General features: G+C 71.0%; 15 protein-coding genes. 7 read left to right on the top strand and 8 right to left on the bottom strand.

Annotation, left to right across the window (positions count from 1 at the left end):
- Positions 1-55: 55 nt before the first annotated feature.
- Entirely contained in the window at positions 56-529 is a 474-nt protein-coding gene (locus tag OHA30_RS02560; protein ID WP_328912135.1) for a hypothetical protein, read from the top strand.
- Positions 530-696: 167 nt separating this feature from the next.
- Here OHA30_RS02560 and OHA30_RS02555 read toward each other — a convergent pair whose 3' ends face one another.
- The 5 genes from OHA30_RS02555 to OHA30_RS02535 form a co-directional block, all read right to left on the bottom strand.
- Complete coding sequence (locus tag OHA30_RS02555) at positions 697-1,527, bottom strand: M55 family metallopeptidase (RefSeq protein WP_328912134.1); 831 nt, start codon at positions 1,525-1,527, stop codon at positions 697-699.
- A complete protein-coding gene (locus tag OHA30_RS02550; RefSeq protein ID WP_328912133.1) occupies positions 1,524-2,471 on the bottom strand; it encodes a N(4)-(beta-N-acetylglucosaminyl)-L-asparaginase in 948 nt (315 codons plus the stop codon). The genes OHA30_RS02555 and OHA30_RS02550 overlap by 4 nt, the downstream gene beginning before the upstream one ends.
- A 193-nt stretch (positions 2,472-2,664) precedes the next feature.
- On the bottom strand, positions 2,665-3,702 hold the full coding sequence (locus OHA30_RS02545) for an NAD-dependent epimerase/dehydratase family protein (protein ID WP_328912132.1): 1,038 nt from the start codon (positions 3,700-3,702) through the stop codon (positions 2,665-2,667).
- 18 nt (positions 3,703-3,720) lie between these two features.
- On the bottom strand, positions 3,721-4,524 hold the full coding sequence (locus OHA30_RS02540; RefSeq protein WP_328912131.1) for a hypothetical protein: 804 nt from the start codon (positions 4,522-4,524) through the stop codon (positions 3,721-3,723).
- A gap of 10 nt (positions 4,525-4,534) precedes the next feature.
- Positions 4,535-5,278, bottom strand: coding sequence for a hypothetical protein (locus OHA30_RS02535; RefSeq protein ID WP_328912130.1), 744 nt, complete (start codon positions 5,276-5,278; stop codon positions 4,535-4,537).
- Between the two features lie 167 nt (positions 5,279-5,445).
- On the opposite strand from OHA30_RS02535, the gene OHA30_RS02530 reads away from it, so the two are divergent.
- Positions 5,446-6,123, top strand: coding sequence for a hypothetical protein (locus tag OHA30_RS02530; RefSeq protein WP_328912129.1), 678 nt, complete (start codon positions 5,446-5,448; stop codon positions 6,121-6,123).
- A 56-nt stretch (positions 6,124-6,179) separates the two neighbouring features.
- On the opposite strand, the gene folE is transcribed toward OHA30_RS02530, so the two are convergent.
- On the bottom strand, positions 6,180-6,812 hold the full coding sequence (folE, locus tag OHA30_RS02525) for a GTP cyclohydrolase I (RefSeq protein WP_328912128.1): 633 nt from the start codon (positions 6,810-6,812) through the stop codon (positions 6,180-6,182).
- A 6-nt stretch (positions 6,813-6,818) separates the two neighbouring features.
- Here folE and OHA30_RS02520 point away from each other — a divergent pair, with 6 nt between their 5' ends.
- Complete coding sequence (locus OHA30_RS02520) at positions 6,819-7,049, top strand: hypothetical protein (protein WP_328912127.1); 231 nt, start codon at positions 6,819-6,821, stop codon at positions 7,047-7,049.
- Here the strand turns inward: OHA30_RS02520 and pntB are convergent.
- A complete protein-coding gene (gene pntB, locus OHA30_RS02515; RefSeq protein ID WP_328912126.1) occupies positions 7,010-8,494 on the bottom strand; it encodes a Re/Si-specific NAD(P)(+) transhydrogenase subunit beta in 1,485 nt (494 codons plus the stop codon). The two genes, OHA30_RS02520 and pntB, sit on opposite strands and share 40 nt — an antisense overlap.
- Positions 8,495-8,498: 4 nt before the next feature.
- On the bottom strand, positions 8,499-10,043 hold the full coding sequence (locus OHA30_RS02510) for a Re/Si-specific NAD(P)(+) transhydrogenase subunit alpha (RefSeq protein ID WP_328917697.1): 1,545 nt from the start codon (positions 10,041-10,043) through the stop codon (positions 8,499-8,501).
- A 227-nt stretch (positions 10,044-10,270) separates the two neighbouring features.
- On the opposite strand from OHA30_RS02510, the gene OHA30_RS02505 reads away from it, so the two are divergent.
- From OHA30_RS02505 to OHA30_RS02490, 4 genes are all read left to right on the top strand, one after another.
- Positions 10,271-11,158, top strand: coding sequence for an LLM class F420-dependent oxidoreductase (locus OHA30_RS02505; RefSeq protein WP_328912125.1), 888 nt, complete (start codon positions 10,271-10,273; stop codon positions 11,156-11,158).
- Positions 11,159-11,719: 561 nt separating this feature from the next.
- Positions 11,720-12,748 (top strand): LacI family DNA-binding transcriptional regulator, encoded by a 1,029-nt coding sequence (locus tag OHA30_RS02500; protein WP_328912124.1) that lies wholly within the window; start codon positions 11,720-11,722, stop codon positions 12,746-12,748.
- Positions 12,749-13,064: 316 nt separating this feature from the next.
- Positions 13,065-15,284: an NADP-dependent isocitrate dehydrogenase gene (locus OHA30_RS02495; RefSeq protein WP_328912123.1), complete on the top strand. Its 2,220-nt coding sequence runs from the start codon at positions 13,065-13,067 to the stop codon at positions 15,282-15,284.
- 410 nt (positions 15,285-15,694) lie between these two features.
- Entirely contained in the window at positions 15,695-18,088 is a 2,394-nt protein-coding gene (locus tag OHA30_RS02490; protein ID WP_328912122.1) for a chitobiase/beta-hexosaminidase C-terminal domain-containing protein, read from the top strand.
- The last annotated feature ends 32 nt before the right edge of the window (positions 18,089-18,120 follow it).

The raw sequence follows: 18,120 nt of genomic DNA, 5'->3' as shown, positions 1-18,120 counted from the left end.
GGTCGCGCGCTCCCTACGGTGGTCGCAGCGGATTCGCGCGGGTTGAGGGGGTTTCGTGGAGGCCGAATTGACGGCGCTGGCGGCGTCGGGGGCGACGACGCTGGTGGGGCTGATGGTGTCGGACGCGTGGGCCCGTACCAGGCAGCGGCTTGAGCGCTTCCTCGCCCGGGGCGGTGACGGCAGCGCGGCGGCCCGAGAACTCCAGCTGTCCCAGGAGGAGTTGGTGGCCGCCAGGGCCGCCGGGGACGAGGGCGCCGCCGCCGACATCGAGGCCGAGTGGCGGACGAGACTGCGCCGCGTCCTGCGGGCCGACCCGGCCGCCGCGGGCGAACTGCGGGCGCTGCTGGCCGAGTTGGACCCGGCGGCAGGCGGCGGGCAGGTCAATGTGGTGAACAACTCGTTCAGCGGGGTGGCGAACGGCCCGGTCTTCCAGGGCCAGAACTACTCCATCGGGAGCTTCCACTCCGGCTCGGCGCCGGTCCCGGTCACCGACCGCGCCCCCGACCGCCGCGGCTCCGATCCGGCGTAGACCCGCGGGTCTAACCTCCGTGGACCCGCGGCCCGGACCCCCGCGTGGACCGCGGGTCTGACCTCCGTGGACCCGCGGCCCGGACCCCGCCGTCAAGCGGACGCCCGGGCCACGGCCGCGGGGCCCGCGCTACGCCGCCGTATCCCCGCTGGGGCCCGCGCCCCCGCTCACTCCGCGATGCCCCGGGTGAGCAGCACGACGGTGATGAACGTGCGGTAGAGCCGGATCGGGTCCTCGTCGGTGATCCGGACCGTCACCGCGTCGCCGGGCTCGGGCTCGACCCCGCTGACCCAGGTGGCCATCTCGGCCAGATCGGGGTTGCGCATCCGTACGGTGAGCGTGGCGGGCAGCGTGATGGCCGGCGCCGCGGCGGACGGCAGCGACTCGATCGCCCGGCGTGCGGCGTCGTGGATCACCTCGCGCGCGTCGGCCGGGTGCAGGCTGTCTGCGGCGAAGCGGGAGACCGACGACTTGACCACCGCGCCGACCACCCCCGGGCAGAACGGCTCGGCCTCGGCCACCGTGGTGTCGTCCCCGGTGATCAGCACCACCGGCACCCCGTGGCCGAGGGCGACCAGCGCGTTGATGCCGCTCTCGCCCGCCACGACGCCGTTCAGCCGCACCTCGGCGATGGCCGCCGGGTTGTAGGTGTGCGACAGCGTGGCCCGCTCGCTCGACATCGAGCCGTGGTAGGAGACGAAGAAGACGGCGTCGAAGGACGGGTCGAGGCCCTGCATCATGTAGAACGGCTTGTGCCGCCCCGACAGATAGCGCGCCCGTCCGGCGAGGGCGTCGGGACGCAGATTGGCCATCGTGGAGTGCGAGTCGTTGACCAGGAACTCGCTCGCGCCGCCCGCGAGCGCCCCCTTGATCGCCGCGTTGACCTCGTCCTGGAGGAGCGAGCGGTAGTAGGTGTACTCGGGCTGGCCCGGCCGGCACTGCGCCCAGTCCACGACTCCGGCGGTGCCCTCCATGTCGGAGGAGAGGAAGATCTTCACAGCACGCTCCGCGGGCGGAACTCGGGTTCGGTGGACGCCTCGGTCATCAGCGCGTACACGCTGCCCTGCTGTCCGGCCGCGCCGCCGTGCCGACCGTCGGGGGTCAGCGCCAGGGCGCGCAGCTCGGAGCGGAAGTCGTCCGGCAGCGTGGCCGCGTCGGCGAGCCCGGCCCGGCACGCGTCGGACGGGTCCGCGCCCGCCGCGAGCAGGTCCACGATCGTACGGGCCGTGTTGCCGCGCATGCTCAGCTCGCCGCGGCCGGTGCAGGCGGCGCCGCCGGCCCGCAGATCGCACCAGTTGCCCGCGCCCGGCAGCGCGGAGTCGCCCACCCGGCCGGGGTACTTGTACGGAAAGCCCGAGGTGGAGACCCCGACGCACATCTCGCCCGAGGCGTCCAGGGCGATGATGTTGATCGTGCCCCACGGGCCGTCGTGCGGCGCGAGCCTGCGGATCAGGGCGAGCGCGCTCTCCCGGTACCGCTGGTCGCCCTCGGTCGCGGCGGTGTTCTCGCCCTCCACCGACTCCCGCGACAGCGTGACCTGCTCACGCCACTTCGCCCGTGACTCGTCGGTCAGCAGCTCGGCCGTGGTGAAGCCGCACTCCTTCGCGAACAGCTCCGCGCCCTCCCCGACCAGCAGGCTGTGCTGCGGCAGCCGTTCCAGGACCGCGCGGGCGACCGAGATCGGGTTGGGGTAGCCGCGCAGCGCGGCCACCGCGCCGAACCGCCGCCCCGAGCCGAGCATCAGGGACGCGTCCAGCTCGACCACGCCCTGGGCGTTGGGCAGGCCCGCGGTGCCCACGTAGTGGTCGGCCGGGTTGTCCTCGCAGCGGCGCATCGCGGCCTCCACCGCGTCCAGCGCCGAGCCGCCGCGCCGCAATACGTCCATTCCGGTCGGCAGGCCGACCTCGCTGCGCTCACTGCCGATGATCACCGTGTCCGGCATGTTCCTCCTGTCCGGTGCATCCTGTCCGACCTGCGGGTACGCCGTCGGACTCAGCGGCAGTGTCGCACCCGGCCCGGACTCTCCGCTCTCCGGGGCCGCGACGCTCCGGCGGGACACGCGGGGCCGTCCGGTGATCGGCGGCTGCCGCGCGGGCCGTTCGGGTCGGCGTCCTGCGCGGACCCGCCGCGGACCGTCACTCCCCGCGCAGGGCGTCCGAGAACGCGGGCGGCTCCTGTGCCAGGGCGAGCCCGGTGACCGCCCGGCCGTACGACCCCGAGACGCGTGCCTGCTCGACCACCTTGGCCACCCCGGCGGCCAGCGCCGTCTCCGCGCGGAATCCGAGCACCTTCTCCGCCCGCGTGGTGTCCGCCAGCAGCCGGCTCGCGTACGGCTCGACCGGCACCCCGCTGAAACGGAACTCCGCCTCGACGCCGCAGGCCGCCGCGATCAGGCGCACCAGCTCCCGGTGGGTCGTCTCGACACCCGTGCCCACATTGACCGGCTGCGTCGCCGGCTCCGGCACCTCGGCGGCCAGGGCGAAGGCCCTGGCCACGTCGTCCACGTAGACGAAGTCCCGGGTCTGCCGGCCGTCGCCCCACAGCACCGGCGTGCGTCCGGCCAGCACGGCCCACACGAACAGCGACACGACGTTGGCCAGCGGGCCCTTTTCGGTCTCGTCGTCGCTGTAGACACTGAACGGGCGCAGCGAGATCGTCGTCATGCCGTACCGGGCGGCGTATATCCCGGCGATGTCCTCGGTCGTGCGTTTCGCCAGGGATTTCAGGTCCGGCGGGCTGAGCGGCATGTCCTCGCGGTACGGCACGGGATTTCCCTCGTACACCGCGCTCGTACTCGCGTGGACCACCCGCCGCACACCCGCGTGACGGGCCGCGTCGAGCACGGTGAGAAATCCCGTGATCGCGTTGGAGGTCTCGGCCACCGGGCTGCGGCTGTAATGCACGAAGGAGGGGCCGGCCGCGAGATGGAAAACCGTCCCGACACCCGCCATGGCCGCGCGGACATCCGATTCCTTGCGGGTGTCCCCGCGAATCCATCGCACATCGCGGGCCATCGACCGCAATTCCGGGTTCCGCCGGGCGACTTCGGAACGCGGCCCGGTGAGATCGAGCACGACGACCTCGTACCCGCCCCGTGCCAGGTGCCGTACCAGCCGCCGCCCGATCATCCCGGCGCCCCCGGTCACGAGCGCCTTGCCCCTGCCGTCCGCCATGTCCACCCCGCCCCTCCGCTACCTCACCAGGAACTGAACATACGTCCGATCATCAAAACTCCCCGCCCCCGGCCGCAGCGGTTTGGTCTTCGGATAGGCGCCGACCATCAGGGGATCGGCGGCCAGTACGTGTGCGAGGTTTTCCTCGGTCTGCTCGAAAGTCCCGAAGAGCTCCGGATAGCCGTCGCTCGCCAGGGTCACCCGTGCTCCGGCCGAAACCCGCACGCACGACAGGAACCGGTCCGGGACATGGCGCCCGTCGATGCCCCCGAAATGCCAGGGTGCCTCGGTGTCCACATTCCGCAGCGCCTTCTCGTTGCGGAGAAGGGGCAGGATCAACTCCCGTCCGGGGTCGGTGCGGCGCAGCTCGTCGGGGTCGTGCCCCTGGGAGAGCAGCGACATCAGATACGAGGCCCGGGTGCCGGCCGCGTACTTCTCGTGCAGCGGTTCGAATGCGTAATTCCTGCTGTCGACCCGCACCATGGCCGATCCCACCACCCAGATCTCCCGGCGTGCCGAGGAGTAGACCGTCACCGAGGCGGTGGGCGGCGCGGCCAGATCCTTCCAGCCCGAAAGGCTCTCGGTGAACGCGTCGACCGCTTCCCGCTCGCTCGCGCCGGGGGGCAGCCCCTCGACGGTCTCCGCGATCAGTCGCGCGGCGACCGCTCCCGGTGTGGAGTCGCCGAATTCCTCCGCCGAATAAGGCGCCTTGGCCGTGGCTCCGTCCACCACCGCGACAAAGGATTCCGTCACGACCAGCCGGTCCTCGTTGGGTCCTTCGGAGGACTTGGCTTCCGTGTAGTGCGCGATGATCTCATGCATCACATGCCCATCAGAAAAAGAACGGGCCGCAATAGAGTTCCGGGGGCTCAACATGCTCCTTGGCCGTGACGGCGGATTTTACGACCAGTGCGAAATTCCGGTGCGACATCTTGCGCATTTCGCGCTGGTGTGTCAGGAAGTACTGGGCTGCGGCGATGATTCCATAGGTGTGCTGCCCCGCGAATATCATGAGCGTGGTCTCGCTGTTGAAGCAGTTGGGCGCCCTGATGATCAGACCGTAGTCCGCGCCCGCCCGGCCGTGTGAGGGCGCCTGGCCGCTCGGTGGCGGAAGCGCCTCGTCCTCACTGTTCCAGCTGGTGCGCCGGTATATCTTCTCGTCTCCCTCGGTGCGCATGGTCACGGGCAGCCTGCGGTCGAGCCGGGCCAGCGCCTCCCTGGTCACCTCGTTGTTCTTCGGCCCGCCCAGAAGTATCAGATCGCCTTCCCTGTCCCGGTCCTCGACCAGGCTGGAGAGCATGGCGACACCGTCGGGTATCCGGTAGGCGCGGGCCAGGGACGGGGTGAGAAGACTCAGGGCGCGGGCGCCGCCGAGGCCGGTGACCGGACGGAAGTAGGTGGGCGTCTCGATACGGGCACTTGTCGACAGCACAATGCGCAGCCTGTCCGGCCGACGGAGCCGCCACATTCTTTTGGTCCCATTGATCTGAATGCGTCGACCGATCCAGGTCAGCACGAGTGTGACAAGGGCGCCGATCAAGGCACTGAAGATCTGGTCCCCGAGAGACCGAATCATGACGGCACTCTAGCAAGCGGCTATCGGCGGGGTAAGAGGTTGAGTACGGTGTACCTGACGTCAAGTCAGGCCGGGTTCGGCGGAATTCTGAAGGGCGCAGGTCAGCGTACGTACCGGTGGCAGCCCGGCGCGCGCCGGTGGGTTCGGGTGCGAGGAGGGCGGACGGCGTGGGAATCGGACAACTGTGGCTCGAAACCGGGCGGAACGCATCGCTCCCATTCACTCTGCCGAGTGATGTACCAGGAGCGGTACGACTTCTGGAAGACGTACTGGCCGACGAGTTGTGGGTGCGGCGGATCGCCGAGCGCTCCTATCGGCATGCCAACGGATTCGACAAGATGGTCATCGCGGTGGAGCGCGGCGAGTATCTGGTGAAGTTCGACGTGTGGTGGGCCGGTGACGCCCGGGTGGACGAGGCGCCGCACAATCACCGCTGGGATTTCGAGTCGCGGGTCCTGGCCGGGCGGCTCGACGTCCGTCACTACGACGTCGACCCCGGCGGCCGGGGATTCCACCGCTTCCGGGTGCTGGGCTTCGGCCGCCGCGACGAGTTCGTCCGGCTGGGGGAGGTGGGGCTGACCGGCACGTTCGAGGCGGCCCTGCCCGCCGGGACCCGCTACTTCCTGCACCACCGTCAACTCCATTCGGTCACGGCCCTTCCCGACACGACGACGATCACCTTCTCGGTGCAGGGGCCGACCGCGCAGGAGCGGTCCGAGATCGTGGAGCGGTCCCGGGACAGGGCCAGGGTCCAGGCGCTGCCCGCCTTCGCCGAGGACGAGGTGCGGGACCGGCTGGCGGCGATGAGGGACGTACTCACGGCGGCGGGCGGGGGTACGGGGTAGGGGCGGCGGCCATGCCCGCCCGGTACACGGTGCTTTCCGCGCCGCCGTGGGCGGGGTCAGGGGGTGGTGGGGGTGGCCAGGGAGAGGAATTCGGCGCGGGAGCGGGGGTCGTCGCGCAGGGTGCCCTGCAAGGTGGACGTGATGGTGGTGGAACCCGTGGCCTGTACACCCCGCAGTGTCATGCAGGTGTGCTCGGCGACGACCACCACGCCGACGCCCTTGGGGTCGAGTTGGATCCGCAGCCAGTCCGCGATCTGCTTGGTCAGCCGCTCCTGCACCTGCGGCCGGCACGCGAAGTGCTCGACCACACGGGCCAGTTTGGACAGCCCGAGGATGCGCTGCCCGGGCAGGTAGCCGACATGCGCGGTGCCGACGAAGGGCAGCAGATGGTGCTCGCAGACCGACCGCACCGGAATGGAACGGGCCAGCACGAGTTCGTCGTAGCCCTCGTCGTTGGGGAAGGTCGTCAGGTCGAACGGCCGGGGGCTGAACAGTTCGGCGTAGGCGCGGGCCGGCCGTCGGCGCCGGCGCGCGGTGCGCAGCCCGGAGAGCGGGCCCGCGCCGCCGCGCTGCGCGCCGCGCGCCGGCGCGGTGAGGAGACCGGCGCGGCCGAGCGGGCCCGTACCCGCCCCGGCCGGCTCGGACCCGAGCGGTCCATCGGGGCCGGCGAGAGCCTGCTCGCGGCCCACGGATTCGTGCCCGAACGCCGGACGCCCACCCGGCTGCGCCTGCTCAACTGCCCTTTCCGCCCACTGGCCGCCCGCTCGCCCGAACTGGTCTGCTCGCTCAACCTGGCCTTCGTGGACGGACTGCTGCACGGTCTCCAGACCACCGGAATCGAAGCAGCACTGGCCCCCGGGCCGGGCCAGTGCTGCGTCGAACTGCGTCAGCCGTTCCCGGAGGACGCGGCCGCGGCCGACGGCTGAGCCCGGCCGGAGGAGGGCCCGTCCGCCGGGGAGGAGGAGGCCAGCGCGCGCAGGATGTCGTCCACGCTCTGCTTGGCGTCCCCGAAGAGCATCCGGCTGTTGTCGCGGAAGAACAGCGGATTCTGCACCCCGGCGTACCCGGAGGCCATCGAGCGCTTGAAGACGATCACGGTCCCGGCCTCCCACACCCGCAGCACCGGCATCCCGGCGATCGGACTGGAGGGGTCATCGGTCGCCGCCGGGTTGACCGTGTCATTGGCGCCGATGACCAGGACGACCGTGGTGCCGGCGAAGTCGTCGTTGATCTCGTCCATCTCCAGCACCACGTCGTACGGCACCTTGGCCTCGGCCAGCAGTACGTTCATATGGCCGGGCAGCCGTCCGGCGACCGGGTGGACGCCGAACCGGACCTCGACCCCGCGCGCCCGCAGCACCCGGGTCAGCTCGGCCACCGGGTGCTGGGCCTGGGCGACGGCCATCCCGTACCCGGGGGTGATGATCACCGAGGTCGCGTCGGCGAGCAGGTCGGCGGTCTCCTCGGCGGTCGTCTCGCGGTACTCGCCGAGATCCGTGTCGCCGCTCGCCACCGCCTCGATGCCGAAGCCGCCCGCGATGACCGACACGAACGACCGGTTCATCGCCTTGCACATGATGTACGACAGATAGGCACCCGAGGAGCCGACCAGCGCGCCCGTGACGATCAGCAGATTGTTGTTGAGCAGGAATCCCGCCGCCGCGGCCGCCCAGCCCGAGTAACTGTTGAGCATGGAGACCACGACCGGCATGTCGCCGCCGCCGATCGAGGCGACCAGATGCAGCCCGAGCAGCAGCGCCACCGCGGTGATCGCGATCATCAGCCCCAGGTTGGGGCTCACGGCGAACCAGACGGTCAGCGCCACGAAGGCGGCGAGGGCGCCGATGTTGAGCAGATTCTTGCCCGGCAGCGTCAGCGGGCGGGACTTGATCCGCGCCGACAGCTTGAGGAAGGCGATGATCGAGCCGGTGAACGTGACCGCGCCGATGAAGATCCCGATGAAGACCTCGGCGTGGTGGATGCGCAGCAGGGAGTGGACCACCTCGGTCTGCGCGGAGCCGCGCGCCTCGACCTGGTAGTAGCTGTCCCAGCCCACGAGGACCGCGGCCAGGCCGACGAAACTGTGCAGGACCGCGATGAGTTCCGGCATGCCGGTCATCTCCACCACGCGGGCCCGCCACAGGCCGAGCGCGGCGCCGATCGCCATCGCGACGACGATCAGCGCGATGCCGGTGCCGGAGATGTCGTGCGCGGCGAAGCCGACGGTGGCGATCAGCGCCAGCGCCATCCCGCACGCGCCGAAGACCACCCCCGCGCGGGAGGTGCGGTGCTGGGAGAGCCCGGCGAGGCTCAGGATGAACAGCAGCGCGGCGACGATGTCCGCGGCCTGGGTGCCCGTAGTGGCGTTCATGACCTCAGCCCTTCGAGAACATGCCGAGCATGCGGCGGGTGACGGCGAATCCGCCGAAGATGTTGATGCTGGTCAGCAGGATCGCCACGAAGGACAGCACCGTGACGACCGTCTGCCCGCGCCCGATCTGCAGCAGCGCGCCGATGACCACGATCCCGGAGATCGCGTTGGTCACGGACATCAGCGGGGTGTGCAGGGCGTGGTGGACCTTGCCGATGACGTAGTAGCCGATGACCACCGCGAGCGCGAACACCGTGAAGTTCTCGGCCAGTTGGGCGGGGGAGAAGCCGATCAGCAGGAAGAGCGCGGCCATGCCGAGACCGATCAGACCGTAGCGGGCGACCGGCGACAGGCCCCGCTTCTTCTCCGGCTGCGCCTGCGCGGCGGGAGCGGCGGCCGGCTGCGCGGGCGCCGCGGAGACCGGTACGGGCGGCGGCGGCCAGGTCTTCTCGCCGTCGCGCACCACGGTCACCGAGCGCTGCACGATGTCGTCGAAGTCCAGGTGCAGCCGGCCGTCCTTGGCGGGCGTGAGCAGCTTCATCAGGCTGACCACATTGGTCCCGTACAGCTGCGACGCCTGGGCGGGCAGCCTCCCGGGGAGGTCGGTGTAGCCGATCAGCGTCACCCCGTTGTCGGTGACGACCGCCCGGCCGGCGACCGTGCCCGCGACGTTGCCGCCCTGGGCCGCCGCCATGTCCACGATGACGCTGCCCGGCTTCATCACGGCCACGTCCTCGGCCGTGATCAGCTTCGGGGCCGGCCGGCCGGGGATCAGCGCGGTGGTGATGATGATGTCGACGTCCGCGGCCTGCTCGTGGTAGATCTCCGCGGCGCGCCGGTCGTAGTCCTCGGAGGTCGCCCTCGCGTACCCGTCGGAGCCGCCCTCCTGCTCGACCTCGACGGCCAGGAACTCGCCGCCCAGCGAGCGCACCTGGTCGGCGACCTCCGGGCGCGGATCGGTCGCGCGGACCACCGCGCCCAGTGAGCCGGCCGCGCCGATCGCCGCGAGGCCGGCCACGCCCGCGCCCGCGACCAGCACCTTGGCGGGCGGCACCTTGCCGGCCGCAGTGACCTGGCCGGTGAAGAACCGGCCGAAGACATGCGCGGCCTCGATGACCGCCCGGTAACCGGCGATGTTGGCCATCGAGCTGAGCACGTCGAGCGACTGGGCCCGGGAGATCCGCGGCACCGCGTCCATGGCCAGGACGGTGATCGGCCGGCGGGCCAGCTCGTCCAGCAGCTCCGGGTTGAGCGCCGGGGCGATCAGCGCGACCAGGGTCGCGCCCTCGCGCAGCCGGGCGGTCTCCTCGGTCGAGGGCGCGTTGATCTTCAGGACCACATCGGCGTCCCAGGCGTCACCGATCTCCGCCCCGGCCTGTGCGTAGGCGTCGTCGGAGAAGCCGGAGGCCGCCCCCGCCCCTGATTCGACCACGACCTCGTAACCGAGCGCGAGGAGCTGGCGGACGCTCGGGGGAGCGATCGCCACCCGGGTCTCCCCCGCGCTGGACTCCGCGGCGACGCCCACTCGCTGGGCCGGCACATCTGACATCGTCATCCCTCTCACCTGCGTATTCGGACAACCGAAAAAAGGGCGGTGGACATGGTGCAAGGCGTACCCAGAAGACACTGGAGGAGCCGAACCCGCCGCACAAGCTCTGCCACACGATCATTGGTCGACGGTCGTCCGTACGGAAGCCCGCATGTCGGCGCGGCCCGCGGGGCCGCGGAACCGTACGGTGGGCCGCGGGAGAGTTCCCCGAGTCCGGAGAAGGTGTGATGGAGCGGCACGTCGGGTTGGGCAGGATCGGCATCTGGAGCGGGGTCTGGAGCAACGCCCTGCGCGGCGACGGACCGCCGTACACGGGCGAGTTCGACGACGCGGCGGCCGAGCTGGACGCGCTGGGGTACGGCACCCTGTGGCTGGGCAGCAGCCCCTCGGTCGCCCACGCGGCCCGGGTGCTCGACGCGACCGCGCGCATCACGGTGGCCACCGGCATCCTCAGCATCTGGCAGCACCCGGCCGCCGAGGTCGCCGAGCAGCGCGCCGAGGTCGAGCGGCGGCACCCCGGGCGTTTCCTGCTGGGCCTGGGCGTCAGTCACAGCAGCGCCACGGAGAAGTACGCGCGGCCGTACTCGGCGATGCGCGACTATCTGACCGGGCTGGACTCGGCCGCCGAGCCCGTGCCGGTGAGCGGGCGGGTGCTGGCGGCCCTCGGGCCGCGCATGCTGGCGCTGTCCCGGGACCGGGCGGCGGGCGCGCACCCGTATCTGGTCACCGTGGAGCACACCGCGCGGGCCCGCGAGATCCTGGGACCGGACGCCCTGCTCGCGCCCGAGTTCAAGGTCGTGCTCGACGCCGACCTGGACCGGGCCCGCGAGACCGCGCGGACCTATCTGCGCTTCTATCTGTCGCTGCCCAACTACACGGCCAACCTCGTCCGGCTCGGCTTCGACGAGGACGACTTCCGCGACGGGGGCAGCGAGCGGCTGGTCGGGGCGCTGTTCGCGCTCGGGGACGCCGAGGACATCGCCGCGCGGGCGGACGCGTTCCTGGCGGCGGGCGCGGATCATCTCGCGATCCAGGTGGTCACCGGCGACCCCCGGCGCGATCTGCCACGGGACGCCTGGCGCCGGCTGGCCGAGACGCTTCCCCTGGCGCGGTAGACCGGCCAGGGGCCGGGCGTCGCCGGATGCCCGGCCCCGGCGTCCGCGGGCCTCCGGCCGGGCACGCGGGGGCGGCCCGTCGGCAGCGCGGCGCGGACCGGGCCGGTGACGCGGCCTCGGCCGCCGTCGGCGGTCGGCCGGCTCACGGCAGGCCGGACGCGGTGAGGCCCGAGAACGGGTCGACCCGCGTGCCCGCGGCGTCCTGGTGTGCGAAGTACCTGTCCATACCGTCCTCATTGAGGTCAAGGGGGACGGCTTGTGGCCGGGGGAGCGGGCGCGCGGTCTCCCGCGTCGGTGCCGGGAGCGCGGCCGGGGGTGGTGGACGCGGTGGCTGTAGGGCTTCGGTGCAAGTTCCGGAACGTTCCGGAAAGTTGCAGCCGACCGTAGGAGGGGCGGTGGGCCGGCGTCAAGGGTCGCCGGTGGAATCGGGGGAGCGCCGACGCCGACCGTGGACTGAGAGGGTACGGCCCGCGCGGTGCCGGTACGGGCGTTCGGCCGGTGGGCGGCGGACCGGTCCGCCGCGGCTGCCTATGCTGGGGGCAGTCTGCGGAGGAGGCACAGGTGGTGACAGAGCGCGCGGGTCGCGTGACGATCGCCGACATCGCGCGTGAGGCCGGTGTCTCGCTGCCGACCGTCTCCCGCGTGCTGAACGGCCGCAACGACGTGTCGCCGGCCACCCGCCGCCGGGTCGAGGAACTGCTCGCCCGGCACGGCTACCGGCGCCGCGCGCCCAGGGCCGAGAACCGGGCCAATCTGATCGACCTCGTCTTCAACGACCTCGACAGCCCCTGGGCGGTGGAGATCCTGCGCGGCGTGGAGAAGGTGACGCACGAGGCCGGGGTGGGCGCCATCGTCTCCGCGGTCCACCATCGAGCCACCTCGGCGCAGCAGTGGCTGGCCGGCGTACGGGCCCGCAACTCCGACGGCGCGATCCTCGTCACCTCCGAACTCGCTCCCCAACTGCACGCGGAACTTAGCCGGTTGGGCATGCCCACGGTCGTCATCGACCCGGCGGGCGTACCCACCTTCGACATCCCGACGATCGGCGCGACCAACTGGGCCGGGGGCCGCAGCGCCGTCGAGCACCTGCTGTCGCTCGGCCACCGCCGGATCGGCATGATCGCCGGGCCGCCGACCCTGCTGTGCAGCCGGGCCCGGCTCGACGGCTACCGCGCCGCGCTCGACGTGGCCGGGGCCGAAACCGACGACGCGCTCGTCCGGCAGGGCGACTTCTCGCACGAGTCGGGCTTCGCCCAGGGCACGGCGCTGCTGGACCTCGACCGGCCGCCGACCGCCGTCTTCGCCTCCAGCGACCAGATGGCCCTGGGCGTCTACGAGGCCGCCCGGCAGCACGGTCTGCGGGTCCCCGACGACCTCAGCGTGGTCGGCTTCGACGACCTGCCGCAGGCCCGCTGGTCCCCGCCCCCGCTCACCACGGTCCGCCAGCCGCTGGCCGAGATGGGCCTGGCGGCGGCCCGCACCCTCCTTCAACTGGTCCAGGGCGAGTCCCCCGACGTGCTCCGCGTCGAACTGGCCACGCACCTGGTCGTCCGCCACAGCTCCGCCCCACCGCCCCGCCCGTCGCGCTGAGCCGTTCCCGCACCGCCCGAGGCGTAACGACGTCGGCGAGGTCCAGCTCGCGGATGTCCGCCAGAACCCGCACCTCGTGCCCAGGCGCAGCCTCCGCGCCTTCGCCCGCGCGAGTCGTACCCGGCGCCGATGAGGATCAACCCATTTCACCCGGTACCGGCGCTTCCCGCCGTACGGTCGCGGGCGCTCCGATCAAGGCCGGGTCCGGCCTGATCGGAGCGCCGCGGGCGGGTGCGGGGGCGGGCGCTGTCGAGAAGACGGCGGGTGCGAGATATCTTGATGTCAAGCAATGTTGCAGACGTGGAGCGGAGCACCGGTGACTGACTCGACCATCATCTATACGCACACCGACGAGGCCCCGGCCCTGGCGACGTATTCGTTCTTGCCTGTGATCGAGGCCTACGCCTCGACGGCCGGGGTGACCGTGGAGAGCCGTGACATCTCTCTGGCGGGGCGGATCATCGCCAGTTTCCCCGAGCGTCTCCAGGAGAGTCAGCGTATCGATGACGCGCTGGCCGAGCTGGGAGCGCTGGCGAAGACCCCCGGGGCGAACATCATCAAGCTGCCGAACGTCTCGGCCTCGATCCCGCAGCTCAAGGCCGCGATCGCCGAGCTCCAGCAGCAGGGCTACGCACTGCCCGACTACCCGGACGACCCGAAGTCCGACGAGGACCGGGACGTCCGCGCGCGGTACGACAAGATCAAGGGCAGCGCCGTCAACCCGGTGCTGCGCGAGGGCAACTCCGACCGCCGCGCCCCGGCCTCGGTGAAGAACTACGCCAAGACCCACCCGCACCGCATGGGCGCGTGGACCCCGGAGTCGCGGACGAACGTCGCGCACATGGACGCCGACGACTTCCGCAGCACCGAGAAGTCCGCGGTCGTCGCGCAGGACGGCGCCCTGCGGATCGAGCTGGCCGGTGACGACGGCAGCACCACCGTGCTGCGCGAGTCGGTGCCCGTGCTGGCCGGCGAGGTCGTGGACGCCTCCGTCATGCGGGTCGCGGCGCTGCGCGAGTTCTTCACCGCGCAGGTGGCCCGGGCCAAGGCCGAGGGCGTGCTGTTCTCGGTGCACCTCAAGGCCACGATGATGAAGGTCTCCGACCCGATCATCTTCGGCCATGTGGTCCGCGCCTTCTTCCCCAGGACCTTCGCCGAGCACGGCGCCACGCTCGCCGCGGCCGGGCTGAGCCCCAACGACGGACTCGGCGGCATCCTCAAGGGCCTGGAGGCGCTGCCCGAGGGCGCGAAGATCAAGGAGTCCTTCGAGGCCGAGCTGGCCGAGGGCCCGGCGCTGGCGATGGTCGACTCCGACCGCGGCATCACCAATCTGCACGTGCCGAGCGATGTCATCGTGGACGCCTCGATGCCGGCCATGATCCGTACCTCCGGCCACATGTGGGGCCCGGACGGCAAGGAGGCCGACACCCTCGCGGTCATCCCCGACAGCAGCTACGCGGGTGTCTACCAGGTCGTCATCGACGACTGCCGGGCGCACGGCGCCTTCGACCCGGCCACCATGGGCTCGGTGTCGAACGTCGGCCTGATGGCACAGGCCGCCGAGGAGTACGGCAGCCACGACAAGACCTTCGAGATCCCGGTCACCGGCACCGTACGGGTGGTGGACGGCAGCGGTGAGGCCGTGCTCGAACAGGCCGTGAGCGCGGGCGACGTGTTCCGGATGTGCCAGACCAAGGACGTGCCGATCCGGGACTGGGTCAAGCTCGCCGTCACCCGGGCCCGCGCGACCGGCGACCCGGCCGTCTTCTGGCTGGACGAGGGCCGCGCCCACGACGCCAACCTGATCGCCAAGGTCAACGCGTACCTGCCCGAGCACGACACCGAGGGGCTGCGGATCGAGATCAAGTCGCCCGAGGACGCGACCGCGTTCTCGCTGGAGCGCATCCGCCGCGGCGAGGACACCATCTCGGTCACCGGCAACGTACTGCGCGACTACCTCACCGATCTGTTCCCGATCCTCGAACTCGGCACGAGCGCCAAGATGCTCTCGGTCGTCCCGCTGATCAGCGGCGGCGGGCTGTTCGAGACCGGCGCGGGCGGCTCCGCGCCCAAGCACGTGCAGCAGCTGGTCAAGGAGAACTACCTGCGCTGGGACAGCCTGGGCGAGTTCCTGGCGCTGGCGGTCAGCTTCGAGCAGCTCGCGCAGACCACTGGCAACGCGCGCGCCCAGATCCTCGCGGACACCCTGGACCGGGCGACCGGCACCTTCCTCAACGAGGACAAGTCGCCCAGCCGCAGGCTCGGCGGGATCGACAACCGCGGCAGCCACTTCTACCTGGCGCTGTACTGGGCCCAGGAGCTGGCCCGGCAGACCGACGACGCCGAGCTCGCCGAGGCGTTCTCGGCGCTCGCCGCGACGCTGGCCGAGCAGGAGCGGACCATCGTGGACGAGCTGATCGCGGTGCAGGGCTCGCCGGTCGACATCGGCGGCTACTACCGGCCGGACGCGGCCAAGGTCTCGGCCGTGATGCGTCCGTCGGCGACCTTCAACGAGGCGCTGGCGACGCTGGCCTGAGCCGCGGGAGCGCCGGCGGCCGGCTGAAGCCGCCGGCGCCCGGGCCCGGCAACGCCGGGCGCGCGGGTCCGCCGGACCCGACAGCACCGGGGCCCCGGCCCCCGCGTACCGGCTGAACTGCCCCTCGGGGGGCGGGCGGAGACTTCACCACCGCCCGCCCCCCGAGGCATGTCCGGCGTTCAAGAGATGAATCCTGCGCGCTGTCTTGACTGTACCCCGTCATGACTTGACACTGCCTAACGGATCCAGAGAGTCCCTGATACGCAGACTGAGAGCGTTCTCAATTCGCACAATCCAAGGCTCACGGCCCGATCTGTGGCCTGAATGCGTAGTTTCAAGCGCGATCCACCCCCACAACTCCGCGCTGACCCGGGCGTTCACTCCATGAACCCGGGTGAAAGGACACCGCCATGCGCACACTCCTTCCGCCGGGTGCCGCAGAGCCCCGGCAGCACCCGTACCGGCGTACCGTCGCCCTGTTCGGCGCACTCGTGCTCGCCCTGGCCGGACTGCTGGGCCTGCTCGGGGCCGCCGGGACCGCCTCGGCGGACTCCTCCGACTACACCCAGAGCGTCTCCCAGCTCAGCTCGACGCAGGCGCAGATCACCTTCAAGCCCACCACGGCCGCGGCCTACGTCGATGTGCACTACCTGGTCAACGGCGCGAACCAGCAGAACTTCCGGATGACCAACACCTCCGGCACCTGGACGCAGACCGTCAGTTCGCTGACCACGGGCACGGTGCTGGAGTACTGGTTCACCTACGAGAAGAGCGGCCCGCAGTACGACACCCCGCACTTCACGTACACCCAGGGCAGCGGCGGGACCACCACCACCGGCGGCGGTACGGGCGGGACCGGCGGTACGGTCGCCACCCCGACCTTCAGCCCGGCCGGCGGCTCCTTCACCTCGGCGCAGTCCGTGACGATCTCCGACGCGACCAGCGGCGCGGCCGTCCACTACACCCTGGACGGCTCCACGCCGACGGCGAGTTCGGCCACCTACGGCGGAGCGCTCACCATCTCTGCCACCACCACGGTGCAGGCCATCGCGGTGAAGTCCGGGCTGACCAACTCCGCCGTGGCGAGCGCCACCTTCACGATCGGCACGACGTCGGGCGGCTGCCCCGCGCAGTCCGACACCCCCAACTTCGGGCCGAACGTGCACATCTACGACCCGAGCATGTCGGCCGCCACGATCCAGGGACAGCTCGACGCGCACTTCAACCAGATGAAGGACACCCAGAGCGCCCAGTTCAGCGAGAACCGGGTCGCCGACCTGTTCAAGCCGGGCACGTACAACGTCAACGACAACGTCGGCTTCTACACCTCGGTGGCCGGCCTGGGCCAGAACCCGGACGACGTGACGATCAACGGCAACATCACCGTGGACGCCTTCAACGCCTCGGACGCGGGCAACGCGACGCAGAACTTCTGGCGCTCGGCGGAGAACCTGGCCATCAACCCCGGTGGCGGAACCGACCGGTGGGCGGTGGCACAGGCCGCCCCCTTCCGCCGGATCGACGTGCACGGCGGGCTCGCCCTCTACCCGGCCAGCTACGGCTGGGCGAGCGGCGGCTATGTCGCGGACACCAAGGTCAGCGGCCAGGCCGCGTCCATCTCCCAGCAGCAGTGGTACACCCGCGACAGCAACTTCGGCAGCTGGGACGGCGGCGTGTGGAACATGGTCTTCTCCGGGGTGAACGGCGCCCCGGCGAACACCTTCCCCAACCCGCCCGAGACCACCCTGTCCTCCACCCCGGTCTCCCGCGACGTGCCCTACCTGTATGTGGACGGCTCCGGCAAGTACCGGGTCTTCCTGCCGTCGCTGCGCACCAACGCCTCCGGCCCCAGTTGGGCCAACGGCAGCACCGCGGGCACCTCGCTGCCGATGAGCCAGTTCTACGTGGTCAAGGCCGGTGACACCGCCGCGACCATCAACACCGCGCTCTCCCAGGGCTGCAACCTGTTCGTCACCCCGGGCGTCTACCACCTGAACCAGACGCTCAACATCACCAAGGCCAACACGACCGTCCTCGGCATCGGCTACCCGACCTTCGTCCCGGACAACGGGGTCAACGCGATGCAGGTCGCCGACGTGGACGGCGTGCGCCTCAAGGGCCTGCTCTTCGACGCGGGCACCACCAACTCCGCCGCGCTGCTGACGGTCGGCCCCTCCGGGTCGTCCGCGAGCCACGCGTCCAACCCGACCACGATCCAGGACGTCTTCTTCCGGATCGGCGGTGAGAAGGTGGGCAAGGCGACCACCAGCCTCATCGTCAACAGCAGCAATACGATCATCGACCACATCTGGGCCTGGCGCGCCGACCACGGCAACGCGGGCACGGTCGGCTGGACCATCAACACCGCGGACACCGGCCTGATCGTCAACGGCGCCAACGTCGAGGCGACCGGCCTGTTCGTCGAGCACTACCAGAAGTACGAGGTGGTGTGGAACGGGCAGGGCGGCAAGACGATCTTCTTCCAGAACGAGATGCCCTATGACGTGCCCAACCAGGCGTCGTGGAACAGCGCCTCGGGGGTCAACGGCTACGCCGCCTACAAGGTGGGGACGGGCGTGACCACCCATGAGGCCTGGGGCCTGGGCAGCTACTGCTACTTCAACGTCAATCCGGCGGTCAACAGCTACCACGCGTTCGAGGTGCCCAACACCTCGGGCGTGAAGTTCCACGACCTGCTGACCGTCTCGCTCGGCAACGTCGGCACCATCACGCATGTCATCAACGACACGGGCGCCGTCACATCGAGCGACACCACACCGAGCTACGTGGTCTCCTACCCGTAGCGCGGCGGCGCCGATGAGGCGCTGTGCCGGCG

The organism is Streptomyces sp. NBC_00223 (genome assembly GCF_036199905.1).
GTDB lineage: Bacteria > Actinomycetota > Actinomycetes > Streptomycetales > Streptomycetaceae > Actinacidiphila.
The sequence above is the reverse complement of the archived record's forward strand: the minus strand, read 5'-3'. Positions and strand labels throughout refer to the sequence as shown.

Excerpts from the sequence above, each read along its gene's own strand:
- OHA30_RS02510 (WP_328917697.1), bottom strand. The coding sequence starts at position 10,043 with ATGTCAGATGTGCCGGCCCAGCGAGTGGGCGTCGCCGCGGAGTCCAGC.
- OHA30_RS02550 (WP_328912133.1), bottom strand. The coding sequence starts at position 2,471 with ATGCCGGACACGGTGATCATCGGCAGTGAGCGCAGCGAGGTCGGCCTG.
- OHA30_RS02505 (WP_328912125.1), top strand. The coding sequence starts at position 10,271 with ATGGAGCGGCACGTCGGGTTGGGCAGGATCGGCATCTGGAGCGGGGTC.
- OHA30_RS02540 (WP_328912131.1), bottom strand. The coding sequence starts at position 4,524 with ATGCATGAGATCATCGCGCACTACACGGAAGCCAAGTCCTCCGAAGGA.
- OHA30_RS02545 (WP_328912132.1), bottom strand. The coding sequence starts at position 3,702 with ATGGCGGACGGCAGGGGCAAGGCGCTCGTGACCGGGGGCGCCGGGATG.
- OHA30_RS02490 (WP_328912122.1), top strand. The coding sequence starts at position 15,695 with ATGCGCACACTCCTTCCGCCGGGTGCCGCAGAGCCCCGGCAGCACCCG.
- pntB (WP_328912126.1), bottom strand. The coding sequence starts at position 8,494 with ATGAACGCCACTACGGGCACCCAGGCCGCGGACATCGTCGCCGCGCTG.
- OHA30_RS02535 (WP_328912130.1), bottom strand. The coding sequence starts at position 5,278 with ATGATTCGGTCTCTCGGGGACCAGATCTTCAGTGCCTTGATCGGCGCC.